The following is a 17,268-nucleotide window of genomic DNA, read 5'->3' as shown; positions in this document are numbered from 1 at the left end:
TATTATTTGTATTAGAAACTAAGTTTAAGGTTGAATCCGAAGCTGCGTGTAGATGGCATACCAAATGCATCCACTCCCTGCAAATCGTTACCTGTAGATAATGTCGCATCCGGATCGAATGGAGCATTGTTCTTGAAGAAGAACAGGTTTCTGGCAACAAATGATAACTCAGCGGCTTTTATAGCTTTAGTTTTCAGTAATAATCTCGGACTAAAACGGTATCCGATAGATAATTCGCGAAGTCTGATATTTGTTGCATCATACATATAATACTCTGTTAAGCCTGCTCCGAATTCGGAACTAACTGTCTGGTAGAATCCTTTTACATCAGAGATTTTTGTACCTTCCAACATTACATGCCCTCTGTCTCTTGCAGCAGCAGTGACATCAGTAGCTCCCCTGTAGTCAAGGTCAGCCTGAGTAATGGATAATACATCTCCACCTACTCTCATGTCGATCAGGAAGTTGAAAACTATATTTTTATAAGTAAAGGTATTTGACCAACCAATATTGTATTTAGGAGCTGTATTTCCTACTTTTTCCAACGCTGTAGTTCTCAAAGGAAGATCATTTTCATAGATAATATTGTTATTCTCATCTCTCTGGAAAGCAATACCATAAATATCTCCGAACGAACCGCCTTCTGTTACTACCATCTGATAGTTACCAGTCTGAGTCTTATTACCTAAGATGAATGAAGGAAGATCCGGGTGAAGTTTCTTTACTTTATTTCTGTTTAGTGAATAGTTGAAAGATGTTTTCCACATAAATGCATCTGTCATAATCGGGCTACCACCCAGAACGATTTCAACCCCCTGGTTTTGTATATCACCACCGTTCACGCCATAGTATGCATATCCTGAACCAGCTGGAGCTGGAACCAAGAAGAATTGGTTCTTCGTATTTGTCTTATAATATGTGAAGTCAAAGTCGATTCTGTTTTGTAAAAATCTCCATTCTGTACCTACCTCTATTGATGTGGTTTTCTCCGGTTTCAGGTCTGTAAACGGAGCATTTTCGCTTTCCAGATAGCCACCATCAGAAGCCATCGAACCTGCCGGGTTTGATGAATAGATAGGCACTGTGTTACCCACTTGGCTCCATGCTCCTCTCAGTTTAGCAAAAGAGATAGCTTTTGGCATCTGAACCATATCAGACAATACAGCAGTAAGACCAACTGAAGGATAGAAGAAACTCATATTTTTTGTATATGACAGATTAGACGACCAGTCGTTACGTGCTGTCAGGTCTAAGAACAGATAGTCATTATAGCTGAGCTGTGCTGTCCCGAATACTGATTGCATCTGAGAATGGTTATCTACCGGAGTAGCAGTAGACTCAACAGATATCAGGTTCTGTAATGTAAATACATTCGCATACTTCATTCCACCCGGATTTGAGTCAAAGCGTTCTGATTTGTAATATTCATCCTTAATACTAGCTCCTATTGTTCCTTGTATACCGAAAGGCCCCTTTAGTTGAGGAGTAAATGTTGCCATAATATCTCCATAGCTAATCATCTGTTCGCCTGTATATTTTATATAACGTCCGTTACCTCCTTTAGCCAAAGCTGTATGTGTACCTACATACATTTTCTGCCAATACCTGTCAGCCGCAAAGTCGGCGCTACCTCTGGCCTGCAATGCCAACCAGTCGGTCACTTTCAGGTTTGCAGTCAGGGATGCGATAACACGGTTTCTCTTGTCACTGCTCGGAATCATCGATGTTAACCAATAAGGGTTCTGGCTTTTTTCAGTAAGGTCATACCAGTTTTGTTCGTTTACATTACGGTCGTTATTAAATAAGAAACGTCCATCACCTGCATAGTCAGATAGCCTTTGTCCCTGAGGGAATCTATATAGACCTACCAATGGATTCATATAGTACCCCCCTGCTACAGGCCTGTTCTTGATAGTCTGATTCATCAGGTTCACATTTGCATCCAGTGAAAGCCTATCATCAAAGAATTTCGCTGTTTCCCTGAAGTTCAGGTTATGCTTCATCATCGAGTTGTTTGGCACGATACCTTGTCCTGATGTATTTGCATACGAGAAGTAGGTTTGCATTTTATCAGATCCGGCACTAAATGATAGAGAATTTGTAAAAGTTGTACCAGTATTAAAGAAATCTTTTACATTATCACGGCTTCCTCCTGATAATTTTTCTCCCCAATTACCATTATATGTTTTTTGAAGATCAGGTGTTTCAAATGCATAATCTAGCATCAGGTTGCTGGAGAAATCTATTTTTACAGCACCGGCTTTACCTTTCTTTGTAGTAATCAATACTACACCATTGGCAGCTTCCGAACCATAAAGTGCGGCTGCGGCAGGCCCTTTCAGGATATTCATGCTTTCGATATCATCCGGATTGAGGTTGGCTATACCATCACCAGAGTCGCGTCCTCCGGCATCGTTTGTACCACCCAATACAGTCAATGGTTGTTCATTTGTCCCATTCGACATCGGCATACCATCGATTACATACAATGGCTGGTTATTCCCTGATAGTGAACGTCCACCACGGATAACAACTTTAGACGAACCTCCCAGACCGGAAGAACTCTTATTGATCTGTACACCTGCAGTTTTTCCGGCAAGGGCGTTGATCATGTTCGGGTCTTTTACTCTTGTCAGGTCATCATTACCTATTTGCTGTGTAGAATAAGTCAATGATTTTTCTTTCTTCTTGATACCCAGAGCTGTTACTACTACTTCGTCAAGTATCTGAGAATCTTCTTTCAGTGTAAAATCAACGTTCGTTTGACCGTTCAATGCTATTTCCTGAGGCAGGTAGCCTACATAAGTGATTACAAGTGTAGCATTGGCTGGTACGGTAAGAGCATAGTCCCCGTCTATTCCGGTCATCGTACCGTTGGTTGTTCCCTTTTCGGATACGCTGGCACCAATTAGCGGTTCGCCGTTTGCATCCAAAGCAATACCTTTAACAGTAATTTTTTGTGATTGTTGTGTAGATTTGTTGTCCTGATCTGCTTCTTTCTTTTGGGAGAGAAGAATCTTTTTATCCCTTATTTCGTAAGAGATATTTGTACCCGCAAAAACTTTTTGTAATGTTTGTGAGAGGTCTGCATCTGTTACCTCAATGTTTACAATTCTATCAATATTCACTACCGGTTGGCTATAAGCAAAAGTATAACCAGTTTGTTCGGCAATTGTAGATAAAACTTTTTCCAGTTTTGTTTGCTGGAAATTCATGGTTACCTTCTGAGCCGACACTGTTATTGTCGCGCACATAAATATAACCATAAAGGCTAAAATTACACGTTTCATAGTTTACATTTTTTTAAGGTTAAAAAAATAGGCTCTTTATATAATAGACCCACCAGTGCACCAAAAGGATGATAAGAAAGTGTAATTTTTTTTAATTATTTTATTTCATACTGACAATCACTTGTTTACCATCGAAATAAAATTTAACCGGAGATATTTTTTCTAAATCAGTAAGCATTTTTTCTAAAGGAACATTTCCGGATACGATCGTATACGAATATATATAGGCTCTGCTATCTTCTACGATGAAGGGTACGTTATACCATCGGTTCATATCTGCTACAACATCTTTGAGTGGCGTGTTTTTAAAGGCCAGGATATCTTTTTTCCATAAAGACACAAATTCGGTATCCTGATTTTTAGAAATGCGGCATTCGCCCGTACTTCTGTCATAGGTCAGCTTTTCTCCGGGCTTAACGCAATATTTCCCTTTGGCAAAGGGTATAAGGCTAATATCTCCTTCGTCCAGAGCAACATATATAAGATTACTGGCTGAATAGGCTTTTACATTAAATTCGGTTCCATATACTTTTATCACATCATCGTTCATCTGTACCATAAACGGCCTGTCAGGGTTTTTGTCCACAGTGAAATAGCCTTCTCCATTCAGGTAGACCTTCCTGTCGAACAAGCTGAACTTTTTAGGGTAACGCAGATGCGTGTCGGAGTTCAGATATGCCTTTGTGCCATCCTGAAACATGACTTGTATGCGTTCGCCTTTAGGTACATATACATCTACATACTCGGTTTTGCCAAATAAATCCACCTTCTTATTGACCTGCCATCCCAAGCCAAGAATAAAGATGAATGGTATAGCAATAGCTGCCACGCGAAGAATTGTGCGGCGAAAGCGGCGCCGTTTCCCATGTTCGACTATCCTGTCGAACATTTTATCGGAAGGGATGATATGGTCAACAAAGAGTTCTTCATACCCTTCTTTGGCATGAAGAGCCTGTATATCCATCTTATGCGACAGATGCATTTGCCCCTCCTCTGTAGCAAGCCATTCTGCTACGGTGTTAGCTTCCTCGGTAGTTGCCAAGCCATCAATAACTTTTTGGATGGTTTCGTCAGATGGTCTATTCATTATAGTATAAGTATAATAATTATGTATATATTAGCTCTCCTTATATAGTTGACACATATTTTTCAGAAAAGAATGATAATAATAAGACTTATTAACATTTTCCCCATCTGGGCTCTTAGTATTTTAATAGCTTGTGCATAATGTGTCTTCACTGTATTTATTGAAATTTGCATCTTATCGGCGATTTCCTGATTCGACATCTTTTCATCCATTTTCAGCAAACACACTTGTCTTTTTTGTTCCGGAAGCGCAGCCAGTGCCTGCCTGAATATGGTCATCAGTTCTTTTTGCTCGATTGTATTCAGTAAGTCATCTTGGTAAATTTCAGCAGTCTGTGCCAATTCATAGTTCTTCTTAATAATAGTATTTTCGTTTCGTATCTGATTTAATATATAGTTCTTAGTGATAGTATACAGGAAGTTCTTTAAACTTACTTTTATTGAGACATCTTCACGGAATTCCCATAATTTGGTAAAAATATGTTGTATGGCGTCTTCTGCCATATCCCTGTCTTTAAGATAAGTGTAAGCCAAAACATATAACTGTTTATGGTATTTATTATAGATAACAGTGAATGCCTCCTTGTTACCTTTCTGCATCAGGGAAAATAAATCAGGATCGCCCGTTTGTTGATTTATATCTACTTGTGGTCTTGCGAACATATTATTTTTAGAAAGGTTAACAATACAAAGCTACGAATTTTATATATTTCAATGAAAGAAATCAGTTATTTAACTAATCAATCTTATTGATAGCTCATTTGATAGTTTTCTGAATTAATCTTTTTACTTAAATTTGCATATAAAGCTATTATAAGTCATACTAACCATCTATTCCGTTTATAATGAGATTTGTATATATATTATTGTTGTCATTATTACTCTCTTCATGTAGTGCTTCGTTTGTAAATATAGGCATAATTGGGATTATTACAATGTTTGCCCTGATGTTATTGCTTTTTGCCCTGATGTTTTTTTTAATAGCACGCAGAAAGAAGCAGGGGGAGAAGAGCCTTGTAAAATTTAATAATGATGTCTATCTGGCTTTGAATAAGCTGGATACTCCTCAAAAGAAGGCGGAAATGTTAAACGCTTTGATAGAGCGGATAGACAATGACGAGAAATATAAAAAAGATACCGAGTGGCGCGACAAAGTCCTTGTGAAAACATATATGCATCTGGCTATTGTATATTATCAGATGGGGGACGAGATGCAAACGTTGAATATATGTTCCAAAATCATTGAATTAGACCCTGATGACGCCATGCCGTATTACAACCGTGGGTCGATATACAGTAATATGGGGTTGTTTGACAAAGCATTACAAGACTTAGACCGCACTATAGAACTGCAACCTGATTACGCCAGCGCGTATAATAACCGTGGACTGGTGCATGAAAAGATGGAACATTACGAGGAGGCGTTAGCCGATTATAATGAGGCGATACAATTGGAGGGTTCGCCAATAGCCTATTATAACCGGGGAAATACATATTATGAGATGGAACAATATGACGACGCCTTAGGAGATTATCGGACTGTAATTGAAAAACTCGACGAAAATGACCAGCCTGACCTGAGAACAGAGGTGGAAACGAGTATCAAGATTGTAGAGAATAAGATAGATAATAAAGGCTAAAAGAGGCAGCATGCCACAAAAGCACGTCATCCCGTGCCTGGCACGGGATCCCCTAAAATGTAAGCTTTGATAATGCGGGGATTGCGAATCGGCTCCGCAATGACAAATACTCTTCTGCTGTCCTTATTTTGCAGGAAATATTATATCCTTATCTTTTACAGAGTACTTGAAGTCTCCTGATTCGAACTGAACCATTTTCACTTCACTCATTTTTATCTTTTCCTTGATAGAGACAGATGCCGCTTTCGGAGTGCCGGATGGGAATTCCACCCTGTCTCTCAGGGTAAGCGTTCCTTCGTAAATATTCCCTTCTTTATCAATGATTCTTGCATTACTATAGCTTCGGAATGACATTTCCTGATCTTTGTTCGACTTGTTTTCGATAACGAAGTTGATTGTAAGGCCGGTCGCCGACTCTTCATATTTTTTCCATGTCAGGTAAATATTTTTACCGATCTCCATTGTTCCCGGTGTCAGGTTGGGATCTTCATTCAGAGGTACATTTATAGCTTTAAAGTTAAACTTCATATCAATTTTGTTTGTCCAGTCTCTGGCGTCTATCAACATTGCCGTTACCGGATTCATGTCTTTGTTCTGAGTTGCAAATGCGAAGTCAAAGCTGTAAGGTATGTCCGGTTGAAGGGTCTGGTCGAAAGAGGATAAATAAGTGGATTTGCCTCCCCACCATAAACCCGAAAGTTTGTGGGCGTCTCCGTCAGCGGCTACAATACTGGTTTTGAGGTTCATAATCCTGAATTCCTTATTGGCGAACATTTTACCTGAGACAAGTAACTGATCGCCTATTACACGCGTAGATTCCACTTTAATAATCAGGTTGCCGGAAGTTTGTTCTTGTTGGGCCATAACTCCTAAAGCCAGCACCGTACTGAATAATACTAATAACAGATTTCGTTTCATAATATAAGACTTTAAGTTATAGAAACCTCTTTGCTAGAGGGAAGAATTATACTTATTAATGCTTGCAGTTGCCTTTATTGAAACAATTTATAGCTGATAGATGTCCGAAAATATGCCTTTGTTGATTTAAGATTTCTTAAAGATATATAAAAACTTGGTTCACCAACAATAGTTTAACGAACTAATTGAATATAAAATGAGTATCGTTTCAATAAAGCAGCTTTAGCCAAAGCAACTTTGCTCAAAGTCCTTTTCTTTTTACAATAAAGAAATCATATTGGATCGATATTTGCCCTTCTCATATAAAAGCGATAATTTTGCAGTCTGCTTGCAGAAGCATAATAATAACCAAACACATGAGCAAGAATATATCTGATTTTGAAATAATGGCGCCTGTAGGCTCGTACGACTCATTAGCCGCGGCAATACAGGGTGGCGCCGACTCTATCTATTTTGGGATAGAGGGGCTTAATATGCGTGCCAAATCTTCTAATAACTTTACCATAGATGACCTGAAACAGATAGCTGCTATCTGCAAAGAAAAGGGGCTGAAAAGCTACCTGACAGTGAATACCATCATTTATGATGATGATATTTCGCTGATGCACCAGATTGTGAACGCGGCGAAGGAAGCCGAACTTAGCGCTATTATCGCCTCGGATGTCGCCGTGATGATGTACGCCCGTAGTATAGGCGTTGAAGTACATCTGTCTACACAGCTGAATATAACAAATACCGAAGCGTTGAAATTCTACGGTCAGTTTGCCGATGTGGTAGTATTAGCCCGCGAACTGAACCTCGATCAGGTGGCTGCCATATATAATGATATTGTAAACCAGAATATAAAAGGGCCTAACGGAGAACTTATCCGTATCGAGATGTTTTCGCACGGTGCTCTGTGTATGGCTGTATCGGGTAAATGCTACCTGAGCCTGCACGAAAAAGATTTGTCGGCCAACCGCGGGGCGTGTAACCAGATATGCCGCCGGGGGTATATTGTAAAAGATAAAGAAACCGATATAGAACTGGAAGTAGACAATGAATACATCATGTCGCCTAAAGACCTTAAAACCATCCATTTCATGAACAAAATGATGGATGCGGGCGTGCGTGTGTTCAAGATAGAAGGCCGTGCACGCGGCCCTGAATATGTGCGAACGGTGGTCGAATGCTATAAGGAAGCTATAAAAGCATACTGCGAAGATACGTTTACCTCAGATAAGGTAGCTGACTGGGACGAGCGTCTGGCTACGGTTTTCAACCGTGGCTTCTGGAATGGTTACTATCTGGGGCAGCGATTGGGCGAATGGTCGAGCAACTACGGTTCGGGGGCAACCAAGCGCAAGGTTTATATCGGAAAGGGACTCAAATACTTCTCCAATCTGGGCGTGGCGGAGTTCCTGATGGAAACCCAATCGTTGAAGGTAGGGGATGAAATACTCATAACAGGCCCTACAACAGGTGCCGTGAGCCAGATTGTGGATGAAATACGTGTAGACCTGAAACCGGTAGATGAAACCGTTAAAGGGGAAAAATTCTCTATGAAAGTGAACGAAAAAATCCGTCCGTCGGATAAGCTGTTCAAACTGGTAAAGGTGGAACAGAAGAAAAAGTATGTAGAGAAGGTATAGAAAGCCTGATTACATCCTATTTCCCCAGATTCCTTTTTATATTAAACCTGACAATCTTCGCTACTAAGCCCAATGGAAGAGGTTTGTTGTAAGGTAGTTGTATACCACCTTTTGTCGTTTTATAAGCAACCAGTTCCTCTTTAAAAGCTTCCATCGCTTCCACTCCGGGGTATAGCCCGATGTGTTTTTTATGCCCTGCAAAATGAATAAGGTTGCCATTCATTTGGAATGTCGGCATTTGCCAACTGATCTTTTCGGTAGCTTCCGGTGCAGCCTTCTTTATCGCAGCCCTTAACTTTTCCATCAGTACCTGTATATCTCCGGGAAATGCTGCAATATATTCATCAATGTTTTGTGGAGTCATAGCTATTCTATCTATTAGGTAAATATTGTAAGATTTAGGGAATCTCCCCGGACATTACAAATATATCTAAAAATCCGGAAGGACGGGCACACCCTTGTAACGGAAACAAAACTCTGCTACTATACAAATGGAAATACAAGAAAGGATTTGGAATATTAATTCGGTGCTTTCGAATACAGATATGCCGCAATAAAAATAAATACAATATTAGGAATCCATACGGCCAACATAGGAGGCATCGTTCCCGAAACGGCAAATGAAGAGCTTATCGTCTGAAACATGATATATGTTACACTCAGCCCCAGTCCGATTCCGATATTGAGCCCCATTCCCCCTTTCATCTTGCGGGCAGACAGGGAGGCTCCTATAATAGTAAGGATGAAAGCGGAGAAAATAGAAGCAAAGCGCTTATGAAATTCTATTTCGAATTGAGTGATACTTACCCCGCCGATATTTGCCAGCCCTTTTGCTTTCTGACGCTGGATATATGAATACAGCTTTGGGGTAGTCATCTGCTCAAAGTCGTTTACCGACACGAGAAAATCGCTTGGTATAACATTCAGTGTAGTATCGAGCCGGGTTCCTGTAGATATTTCTTCTTTCATCCCATGAAACTCCCTGATTGAGTAATTATTCAGAATCCAATGATAAGCTGTATCATACTCTATCCTGTTGGCCACCAACCTTGATTTCAATTCCTTATCTTCAAATTTATCAAGGGAGAGATTATAACCCTGACGTGTCTTATTATCAAACCGTTCGATATACAGGATAACGCCTTTATCAACCTGCATCTGAATGCGGCTGGCATAATCGACACTTTTATCTTTTATATATTTATTCTGAAATTTTATACGTGTTTCGTTTGCCGGGGGAATAATAAAACTGCTCAATAAGAATGAACAGATTGCAATAATACCTGCCGAGATCATATAAGGCTTCATCAGCCGCTTAAAGCTCATCCCATTAGAAAGCATGGCTATGATTTCCGAATTATCCGCCAGCTTGGATGTAAAGAATATTACGGCAATAAATACAAACAGGGCGCTGAACAGGTTTGTATAATATGGCACAAAGTTTACATAGTAATCGAATATGATCGCTTTTAGCGGAGCATTGTTGCTCAGGAACTTATCGAGCCGTTCGTTAATATCAAATACTACCGAGATGGAAATGATAAGAATAATTGAGAAGATGTAAGTTCCCAAAAATTTCTTTATTATGTACTTATCCAGTATCGTTAGTAATTTCATTCAACTAAACTGTTATAAACGTCTCGAAACATTCTCAACCATCACTTTCTTCCATGCCGTGAAATTCCCTTCGACAATATGACGGCGCGCCTCTTTTACCAGCCACAGGTAAAAGGCCAGATTATGGATAGAAGCTATTTGCAGTCCCAGAATTTCATTTGTAATAAATAAGTGACGAAGATATGCTTTTGTGTACAAAGTATCAACAAAAGATGCTCCATTTTCTTCTATCGGGGAAAAATCTTTTGCCCATTTCTGATTCCGCATATTCATAATACCATTGCGGGTAAAGAGTTGCCCGTTTCGCCCGTTTCGTGTCGGCATTATGCAGTCAAACATATCCACTCCGCGTTCTATTGCTTCTAGTATATTGGCAGGTGTACCTACTCCCATCAGATAACGGGGCTTATCCTTAGGCAGTATCTCATTCACTACCTCTATCATTTCGTACATTTTTTCGGTGGGTTCTCCTACCGCCAGACCTCCAATGGCATTGCCTTCGGCATTTTTCGACGCCACGTTTTCAGCCGCTCTCTTCCGCAAGTCGTCATACACACATCCTTGTACAATAGGGAACAGCGCCTGCTTATATCCATATTCGCATTCTGTTTCTTCAAAACGCTTGATACATCTGTCCAGCCAGCGCTCGGTCAGTTCAAGGGATTTTTTCGCATAAGCATAATCCGCGTCGCCGGGTGTGCATTCATCAAAGGCCATCATAATATCGGCTCCGATTGTACGCTCAATATCCATTACAGATTCTGGTGTGAATATGTGTTTGGAACCATCGATATGCGAGCGGAAAATAGCGCCTTCTTCTGTAAGTTTTCGGTTTTCGGCCAGAGAGAATACCTGAAACCCTCCGCTATCTGTCAGTATTGGCTTATTCCAGCTATTAAATTTATGTAATCCTCCCGCCTCACGTAATATATCCAGTCCCGGACGCAGGTATAAATGGTATGTATTGCCCAGAATAATCTGGGCGTGTATATCATTTTCCAGTTCGGGCATGTGCACTGCCTTTACTGCTCCCTGTGTACCCACAGGCATAAATATGGGAGTCTCTATCTGTCCATGGTCGGTTGTAATCAGCCCTGCACGGGCATTGGATTGACCATCGGTATATTGAAGTTTAAAATCCATTTTATATCTTTACTCAGATTTGGGAGGTTTTAGGCTGATTGCCTTCTTCAGACTCTTCTTTCTGGATTAAGTCCTTTAGCTGTACTACAACTATTGTGGTCTTATTCTTTTTCACCACCGTAAACTGGTAATCTTCGGCCTCCAGCTTATCGTGTGTATTTGGGATACGGCCAAATTTATCTATCAGGTAACCGGCCAGAGTATCATATTGCTTGTCTTTATCTATCGGATGCGGCAGTTCATCATTAATATCTGATATGGCTGCCGTAGCAATAACCGAATATGTATTCTCGCCGGTCTGTTCTACAAACGGAATTTCGTTATCGTATTCGTCCTGTATCTCACCTACAAGTTCTTCGAGAATATCCTCCATTGAGATAACCCCCTCTACCCCACCGTATTCGTTGAGTACCATCGCTATCTGCTGATGTTTTACCTGAAATTCTTTCAGAAGCTGACCAACGCGCTTGGTTTCAGGGGTAAACGATACCGGCCGTATAATGGAACGGATATCTACAGAGCCGTTTATGCGCATCTTTTTTAAGATGTCTTTCAGGTGGACTATCCCGATTGTATTATCAATATTATCTTCGTAACATGGTATACGCGAATAGCCTTCTTCTATAACAAATTCAAGTGTTTTCTCGTCATAGTCGTTAACGTCTATTGCTACAACCTGCGTACGGGGAACCATTATCTGGCGCGCTGTACGTTCCGAAAAATCAAAAGCATTCTGTATAATGTCAAATTCGGCACTGTCTACATTGCCACTTTCTTTGGCCTGGTCTACAAGGTAACGCAATTCATCGCTGCTGTATGCTTCCTGTTCTGTGACAGTATGCAAGCCCACCAATTTTAATACGAGGTTAGCGATCCCGTTTAGCAACCATATAAAAGGGCGGCATATCCAGTAAAAAGCATGTAACGGGTAGGCTACCGCCAGTGTTGTCTGCTCGGAACGTTGTATAGCTAATGACTTAGGGGCTAACTCTCCTAATACTATATGAAGTATGGTAATGATGACGAACGCGGTAACTAACGATACTGTGGAAAGAACGCTCGGAGCAAGTTCAATATTGAATAGCCCGATCAGTTCTTTAATAATTTTGGATACTACAGGTTCCCCGATCCAACCTAACGCCAGACTGGCAATAGTGATACCAAACTGGGTAGCAGCAAGATATGCGTCAAGGTGCGACACTATACGTTTTGAGAGGGCTGCTGCATGGCTACCTGCCTGAGCTTTTAATTCTAACTGAGAAGACCTTACTTTTACAATAGCGAACTCGGCCGCGACAAAAAAACCATTAAGAAAAACAAATAAAAGAGTAATAAGTATTGATATGACAATGTCCATATGTTTTTATGAATGATAATACCTGCAAAGATAATATAAATGTATATTCGTTTAACAAAAACGAATAAATCAATCTTAATTTATATTATCTTTTTAGGTTTAATTATCAAATCTGGAATGTGTTAATATTTAACAGGTAATACTTCAATCCAATAATCATCGGGATCGTTTATAAAATAAAGCCCCATACTGTGGTTTTCATAACAGATACATCCCATTTGGCGGTGATATTCTCTGATTTTATCATAATCACCCTCAACCCTTATGCATAGATGGCTCTCATTTTCGCCCAGTTTGTATGGTTGGGTATGGTCTTTCAGCCAAGTTAATTCAAGGGAAAACGAGCTTACTCCATCTCCCAGATAAACAAGGATAAAAGAACCATCTGAAGATTCTTTGCGCCTTACTTCTGTTAGTCCTAGAGCTTCTTTATAGAAAGCTATACTTTTGTCTAAATCTGTAACATTGATATTAAAATGATCAAATCTGCCTTTTATTTCCATAATTATTTTTATTTTATAATATCTACATAAAATACAAAGATAACAGGATTAAAATTATGATGCGTTCTATCTAAAGTGAATTAATAAATCTTTCGAAAAACAGTAATATACTGCATGCAATACACAATTTTATCCAGAATATCTGTATATTACTACCGCCAAACTAAAAACTTTTCGATCAAACTCTTTTTCTTTTTACAAAAAGTACTATCTTTGCACTCGCTAAAAAGCAAAAAGGATGGTCCGGTAGCTCAGCTGGATAGAGCAACAGCCTTCTAAGCTGTGGGTCGTGGGTTCGAATCCCGCTCGGATCACTAGAAGATCGGAAACGAACAGACAACTTTCCGACAAAATAAGACAAAGCTCTCTGAAATAGCATTTTAGGGAGTTTTTTATTTTCTGCAACAAGACATCATCCGCCACCTTTTTTCCAATAAGGGACAACGAATCGTTACGATATCGTTACGGATTTTAATTTCAGATAAAACCGTAACGAATTAAAATGTAATAATCTCATTTGTCGTAAATTGGCAGTGTTTTGTCCGCCTGGCTTCTAACAATTAATCATAATTTTAAACACTAAAAAATGATGTGTTATGAAATCAACTGTTACGAAGTCTATGTTCAGGACTCTGTTTTACCTTAGAAAGAACGAAGTAAATAAAGCGGGTAACTGCTCCATCATGGTTCGTATTACTGTCAACAAAGAACAAACCCAATTCAGTTCCAAACTGCAAGTCAAACCTGAGCTTTGGGACACGGCAAACGGCAAAGTGTCGGGCAATTCTGCCCAAGCCGTCAACATCAATCGCCTGTTGAATGCCATGCGAGTAAAGATAGATGAGCTTTATCACAAACAACTTAATGAATACGGATATGTATTGCCCGAGAAGATCAAGAATATTGTATTAGGCATTGAGACGGATAAAAAGAAAATGTTGTTGAAACATTTTGCAGAGCACAATGAGTTCTACTTGTTAAAAGTCGGACGAGATACCTCTCAAATAACTTATGGAAGGTATGAATTGACTAAAACACGCTTACAGGAGTTCCTTAAAAAGGAATACCATCTGACGGATATTCCTGTCATGGAACTGCCCCCTGTATTTATAGAGAAATTCTTCTTATATCTCCAAAACGAACATAATTGCAGCAATAATACCGCTCTAAAATTCGTTCAACGTTTCAGGACTGTATTCAACTATATTAAAAGTACCGGAGCGGATATCAAGATAGATCCCTTTGTCGGTTTCAGGTTCAAGACCAAGAAAGTCATTCGGGAAGTCCTTACACAAGAGGAAATTGATACGATTTATCGGAAAGATTTCCTGACAGAAAGGCTCCGCCATATTCGGGATATTTTCATTTTTATGTGCTATACGGGCTTAAGTTATATTGATGTGGCTCAATTGACAGAGGATAATATCAAAACAGCTTTCGATGGTCATCAATGGGTTATGACCAATCGTCAGAAAACCAATGTGCCATCCAATATCCGCTTGCTTGAAATACCTCTTGCGATCATTGAAAAGTATAAAGGAAAACAAAAAGACGGACGACTATTCCCAGTGTGTTCCAACCAAAAGATGAATGAATATTTGAAAGAGATTGCTGCAATCTGTGGAATCGATAAGCCGGTAACCTGTCATGTGGCCCGCCATACATTCGGAACTACTGTTACTTTAGCGAATGGAGTGCCTATTGAAACAGTATCGAAAATGCTTGGGCACACAGACATAAGAACGACACAGATTTATGCCCGGATTGTAGATAAAAAGCTAAGTTCGGATATGGATAATTTGGCTAAGACATACAATAGAAAAAAACGGAGAATCAGCTGATTTGAAATCTAATAAAATAGTCCGGAAAAAGCTCTCGGACTATTTCTTTTTTTATGCAAAATCGAAATTTATTTCTTTCCTTCTTCAATTGACACTTTTCTGAATTCCTTCAAAGCTTTCTCGATTGCCAAAGAGGTTTTACGGGCACGGGTTCCTGCCGCCTTGTTTCCGTTTTCTACTTGTGAAGCTGCATCTTTTGCGAAGTCCGCAAACAGTTGATTCAAATTCTCTACTAAATTTTTCATATTGTTTTTCGTTTATTTTAAAATTCAGGCAAAGATAAAATCATTTTATGTATTGCAAATATACCCTATGCTTTTATTTCAATTATCTCATTCAGGTTAGTGGTAAATCGCCGGGATAAATGCTCCTGCCGGATGTTTGCCTTGTAACCGTTTCCCTGAACAGCGACTTTTACGGCTTCCCTGCCGTTCTTTTTGGCTATCTCGTCCAATGCCTCATTCAGCCGTTTTTGTTTTTCTCTGTCAATGGGATCGAACAAATCTGCCGTTGAATATTCTTCCGGTATTATATCCGCTAATACTACCCCTGCCCGTTTATATTCCATGTCTGGCATATAGATGGAATCAAGAGCTTTGCGGCAATAGCCGATTATCTCCGCTATATCAGCCGTATAAAATGATAAGGGGATAATCTTGGATGGTTTATATACTTCATCCTTGAAGCGGTTGGTTTGCAGGAATATATAAATTCCTTTTGTTACAGATTTTTGTTTCCTCAGCTTACTGACGCTTAAGGATGCCAAAGAGGCTACCGCTTCCAACAGATTGTTGTATTCGGTTATAGGCTGTCCGAAACTGCGGGAAGTGCATATTTGCTGCTTTTCCGTTTCAAGGTCATCTTTTCCGATACAGGGTATTCCCTGTAACTCCATCCAGGTGCGCTCCCCGATGACAGACATCTTACGTCTTACCCACGAACGGCTTTTTTGAGTAAAGTCATAGGCAGTTTTTATACTGTGGTATTCCAATGTGCGTGCATAATTACGTCCGATACCCCATACTTCGCCTATTGCTATTTTTTGCAGGGCTTTTATCCGTTTTTCTTCCGTGTCGATAATACAAAGCTGTTTGTAGCCTTTGTATTTCTTGGCAAAATGATTGGCAATCTTGGCTAATGTCTTGGTCGGGGCAACTCCTAATGATACGGGGATACCCGTGCATTTGGTTGTTGTATCTATGATATGCCTGCTATAAACACCCAAATCGCTGATGCCCGACAGATTTAGGAATGCTTCATCCACGGAATACTGTTCAAGTTCAGGGACAAGCCCTGACAGGATGGTCATTACCCTTGCCGACATATCGCCGTACAAGGTGAAGTTGGTCGAATGAACGGCTATATGGTGTTTCTTTACCAAATCCTTAATTTGGAAGAAGGGCACAGCCATTTTTATACCCAATGCTTTGGCTTCGTTACTTCGGGCAATAACACATCCGTCATTGTTGCTGAGCACAACGACAGGACGATTGTTCAGCGAGGGATTGAAAACCCGTTCGCAGGAAACAAAAAAGTTATTGCAGTCGCATAGGGCGTACATTTTGATTATTTAATAGTTTACAACTTTACCGACATGTATTACACCTGCACTATATGCTGTAGACAAAGAGACAGGTGCACCATCCAGATAAAAGGTATTATCCTCATATGTAATATTCCCACCTGCTATTAATGTATAACGTTCACGGTCGTATAGTATATCTGTATTTTCTTCTGATAGCTCTACCAATTCTATATATTCAATAATATCCTTATTCTGCATTTCTTTTATAGGAATAGGCGTATTTTGATCTCCGAATCCCATCTTCAATCCACCTCCGGGCATGCCGAACCAAGGCATTGCCGTTCCTTGAAAAATACGGACTTCATGTGTAATCCTAAATATCCGTTTATCCATCAATTCGAAAGATGGAGGCAGGGATTTATTAGGAAAGGGCTCTTCTATTCTCCAAAAGAACATACCTTGATTCTGCCATTCAGGATTATTCAAATCCTCTAAAGTATTTTTATTCCAATAATGCATATATAGCTGTCCTATCCAAAGCGGAATTGTCGATGATTCCAGTTTTTGAGATAAATTATCAGATATATCCCTAACAACTTTATATAAGCTATTACTCTTTTTTTGAGCCGGGATATTTTCTCCTTTATTGATGGTATATTTATCTGTTGATGCAGGCTCTTCTTTATTTTTCTTTTTTCCAAACCAGTTTTTAAACAT

Annotated in this window: 15 protein-coding genes and 1 tRNA gene; 4 read left to right on the top strand and 12 right to left on the bottom strand. The window is 39.7% G+C overall.

Annotation, left to right across the window (positions count from 1 at the left end; translation table 11 throughout):
• Positions 1 to 11: 11 nt before the first annotated feature.
• The 3 genes from D0T84_RS10360 to D0T84_RS10350 all read right to left on the bottom strand — a co-directional run bounded on the left by D0T84_RS10360 (position 12) and on the right by D0T84_RS10350 (position 5,039).
• On the bottom strand, positions 12 to 3,290 hold the full coding sequence (locus D0T84_RS10360; protein ID WP_163307808.1) for a SusC/RagA family TonB-linked outer membrane protein: 3,279 nt from the start codon (positions 3,288 to 3,290) through the stop codon (positions 12 to 14).
• A 100-nt stretch (positions 3,291 to 3,390) separates the two neighbouring features.
• On the bottom strand, positions 3,391 to 4,377 hold the full coding sequence (locus D0T84_RS10355; protein ID WP_163307807.1) for a FecR family protein: 987 nt from the start codon (positions 4,375 to 4,377) through the stop codon (positions 3,391 to 3,393).
• 62 nt (positions 4,378 to 4,439) lie between these two features.
• On the bottom strand, positions 4,440 to 5,039 hold the full coding sequence (locus D0T84_RS10350; protein ID WP_163307806.1) for an RNA polymerase sigma-70 factor: 600 nt from the start codon (positions 5,037 to 5,039) through the stop codon (positions 4,440 to 4,442).
• 182 nt (positions 5,040 to 5,221) lie between these two features.
• Between D0T84_RS10350 and D0T84_RS10345 the strand changes: the two genes are divergently transcribed.
• On the top strand, positions 5,222 to 6,016 hold the full coding sequence (locus D0T84_RS10345) for a tetratricopeptide repeat protein (RefSeq protein ID WP_255495305.1): 795 nt from the start codon (positions 5,222 to 5,224) through the stop codon (positions 6,014 to 6,016).
• 123 nt (positions 6,017 to 6,139) lie between these two features.
• On the opposite strand, the gene D0T84_RS10340 is transcribed toward D0T84_RS10345, so the two are convergent.
• Positions 6,140 to 6,934 carry a hypothetical protein gene (locus tag D0T84_RS10340; RefSeq protein WP_163307805.1) on the bottom strand — a complete coding sequence of 265 codons (795 nt, stop codon included), beginning with the start codon at positions 6,932 to 6,934 and terminating at the stop codon, positions 6,140 to 6,142.
• Between the two features lie 356 nt (positions 6,935 to 7,290).
• On the opposite strand from D0T84_RS10340, the gene D0T84_RS10335 reads away from it, so the two are divergent.
• A complete protein-coding gene (locus D0T84_RS10335) occupies positions 7,291 to 8,565 on the top strand; it encodes a peptidase U32 family protein (protein WP_163307804.1) in 1,275 nt (424 codons plus the stop codon).
• Positions 8,566 to 8,581: 16 nt separating this feature from the next.
• Here D0T84_RS10335 and D0T84_RS10330 read toward each other — a convergent pair whose 3' ends face one another.
• The 5 genes from D0T84_RS10330 to D0T84_RS10310 form a co-directional block, all read right to left on the bottom strand.
• Positions 8,582 to 8,929, bottom strand: coding sequence for an iron chaperone (locus D0T84_RS10330; RefSeq protein WP_163307803.1), 348 nt, complete (start codon positions 8,927 to 8,929; stop codon positions 8,582 to 8,584).
• 155 nt (positions 8,930 to 9,084) lie between these two features.
• Positions 9,085 to 10,182, bottom strand: coding sequence for an LptF/LptG family permease (locus tag D0T84_RS10325; RefSeq protein ID WP_163307802.1), 1,098 nt, complete (start codon positions 10,180 to 10,182; stop codon positions 9,085 to 9,087).
• A gap of 12 nt (positions 10,183 to 10,194) precedes the next feature.
• The gene (gene tgt, locus D0T84_RS10320; protein ID WP_163307801.1) at positions 10,195 to 11,325 is read right to left on the bottom strand and encodes a tRNA guanosine(34) transglycosylase Tgt; all 1,131 of its coding nucleotides are present in this window, start codon (positions 11,323 to 11,325) and stop codon (positions 10,195 to 10,197) included.
• Positions 11,326 to 11,338: 13 nt separating this feature from the next.
• Positions 11,339 to 12,682 carry a hemolysin family protein gene (locus D0T84_RS10315; RefSeq protein ID WP_163307800.1) on the bottom strand — a complete coding sequence of 448 codons (1,344 nt, stop codon included), beginning with the start codon at positions 12,680 to 12,682 and terminating at the stop codon, positions 11,339 to 11,341.
• 122 nt (positions 12,683 to 12,804) lie between these two features.
• Positions 12,805 to 13,185 carry a VOC family protein gene (locus D0T84_RS10310; RefSeq protein WP_163307799.1) on the bottom strand — a complete coding sequence of 127 codons (381 nt, stop codon included), beginning with the start codon at positions 13,183 to 13,185 and terminating at the stop codon, positions 12,805 to 12,807.
• 240 nt (positions 13,186 to 13,425) lie between these two features.
• Between D0T84_RS10310 and D0T84_RS10305 the strand changes: the two genes are divergently transcribed.
• Together D0T84_RS10305 and D0T84_RS10300 are read left to right on the top strand one after the other, a co-directional pair.
• Positions 13,426 to 13,499 (top strand) — tRNA-Arg (locus tag D0T84_RS10305).
• Positions 13,500 to 13,781: 282 nt separating this feature from the next.
• Positions 13,782 to 15,026 carry a site-specific integrase gene (locus D0T84_RS10300; protein ID WP_163307798.1) on the top strand — a complete coding sequence of 415 codons (1,245 nt, stop codon included), beginning with the start codon at positions 13,782 to 13,784 and terminating at the stop codon, positions 15,024 to 15,026.
• 68 nt (positions 15,027 to 15,094) lie between these two features.
• Here D0T84_RS10300 and D0T84_RS10295 read toward each other — a convergent pair whose 3' ends face one another.
• The 3 genes from D0T84_RS10295 to D0T84_RS10285 form a co-directional block, all read right to left on the bottom strand.
• Positions 15,095 to 15,271 (bottom strand): histone H1, encoded by a 177-nt coding sequence (locus D0T84_RS10295; RefSeq protein WP_163307797.1) that lies wholly within the window; start codon positions 15,269 to 15,271, stop codon positions 15,095 to 15,097.
• A gap of 65 nt (positions 15,272 to 15,336) precedes the next feature.
• On the bottom strand, positions 15,337 to 16,587 hold the full coding sequence (locus D0T84_RS10290) for a Y-family DNA polymerase (RefSeq protein WP_163307796.1): 1,251 nt from the start codon (positions 16,585 to 16,587) through the stop codon (positions 15,337 to 15,339).
• A 9-nt stretch (positions 16,588 to 16,596) separates the two neighbouring features.
• Positions 16,597 to 17,268: a glycohydrolase toxin TNT-related protein gene (locus tag D0T84_RS10285; RefSeq protein ID WP_163307795.1), complete on the bottom strand. Its 672-nt coding sequence runs from the start codon at positions 17,266 to 17,268 to the stop codon at positions 16,597 to 16,599.

It is taken from the genome of Dysgonomonas sp. 521 (assembly GCF_010501055.1).
Taxonomy (GTDB): domain Bacteria; phylum Bacteroidota; class Bacteroidia; order Bacteroidales; family Dysgonomonadaceae; genus Dysgonomonas.
This window is presented reverse-complemented; position numbering and strand designations above follow the sequence as displayed.

Coding starts and splice junctions, on each gene's coding strand:
- D0T84_RS10360 (WP_163307808.1), bottom strand. CDS start 3,290: ATGAAACGTGTAATTTTAGCCTTTATGGTTATATTTATGTGCGCGACA.
- D0T84_RS10355 (WP_163307807.1), bottom strand. CDS start 4,377: ATGAATAGACCATCTGACGAAACCATCCAAAAAGTTATTGATGGCTTG.
- D0T84_RS10350 (WP_163307806.1), bottom strand. CDS start 5,039: ATGTTCGCAAGACCACAAGTAGATATAAATCAACAAACGGGCGATCCT.
- D0T84_RS10345 (WP_255495305.1), top strand. CDS start 5,222: ATGAGATTTGTATATATATTATTGTTGTCATTATTACTCTCTTCATGT.
- D0T84_RS10340 (WP_163307805.1), bottom strand. CDS start 6,934: ATGAAACGAAATCTGTTATTAGTATTATTCAGTACGGTGCTGGCTTTA.
- D0T84_RS10335 (WP_163307804.1), top strand. CDS start 7,291: ATGAGCAAGAATATATCTGATTTTGAAATAATGGCGCCTGTAGGCTCG.
- D0T84_RS10330 (WP_163307803.1), bottom strand. CDS start 8,929: ATGACTCCACAAAACATTGATGAATATATTGCAGCATTTCCCGGAGAT.
- D0T84_RS10325 (WP_163307802.1), bottom strand. CDS start 10,182: ATGAAATTACTAACGATACTGGATAAGTACATAATAAAGAAATTTTTG.
- tgt (WP_163307801.1), bottom strand. CDS start 11,325: ATGGATTTTAAACTTCAATATACCGATGGTCAATCCAATGCCCGTGCA.
- D0T84_RS10315 (WP_163307800.1), bottom strand. CDS start 12,682: ATGGACATTGTCATATCAATACTTATTACTCTTTTATTTGTTTTTCTT.
- D0T84_RS10310 (WP_163307799.1), bottom strand. CDS start 13,185: ATGGAAATAAAAGGCAGATTTGATCATTTTAATATCAATGTTACAGAT.
- D0T84_RS10300 (WP_163307798.1), top strand. CDS start 13,782: ATGAAATCAACTGTTACGAAGTCTATGTTCAGGACTCTGTTTTACCTT.
- D0T84_RS10295 (WP_163307797.1), bottom strand. CDS start 15,271: ATGAAAAATTTAGTAGAGAATTTGAATCAACTGTTTGCGGACTTCGCA.
- D0T84_RS10290 (WP_163307796.1), bottom strand. CDS start 16,587: ATGTACGCCCTATGCGACTGCAATAACTTTTTTGTTTCCTGCGAACGG.
- D0T84_RS10285 (WP_163307795.1), bottom strand. CDS start 17,268: ATGTTTAAAAACTGGTTTGGAAAAAAGAAAAATAAAGAAGAGCCTGCA.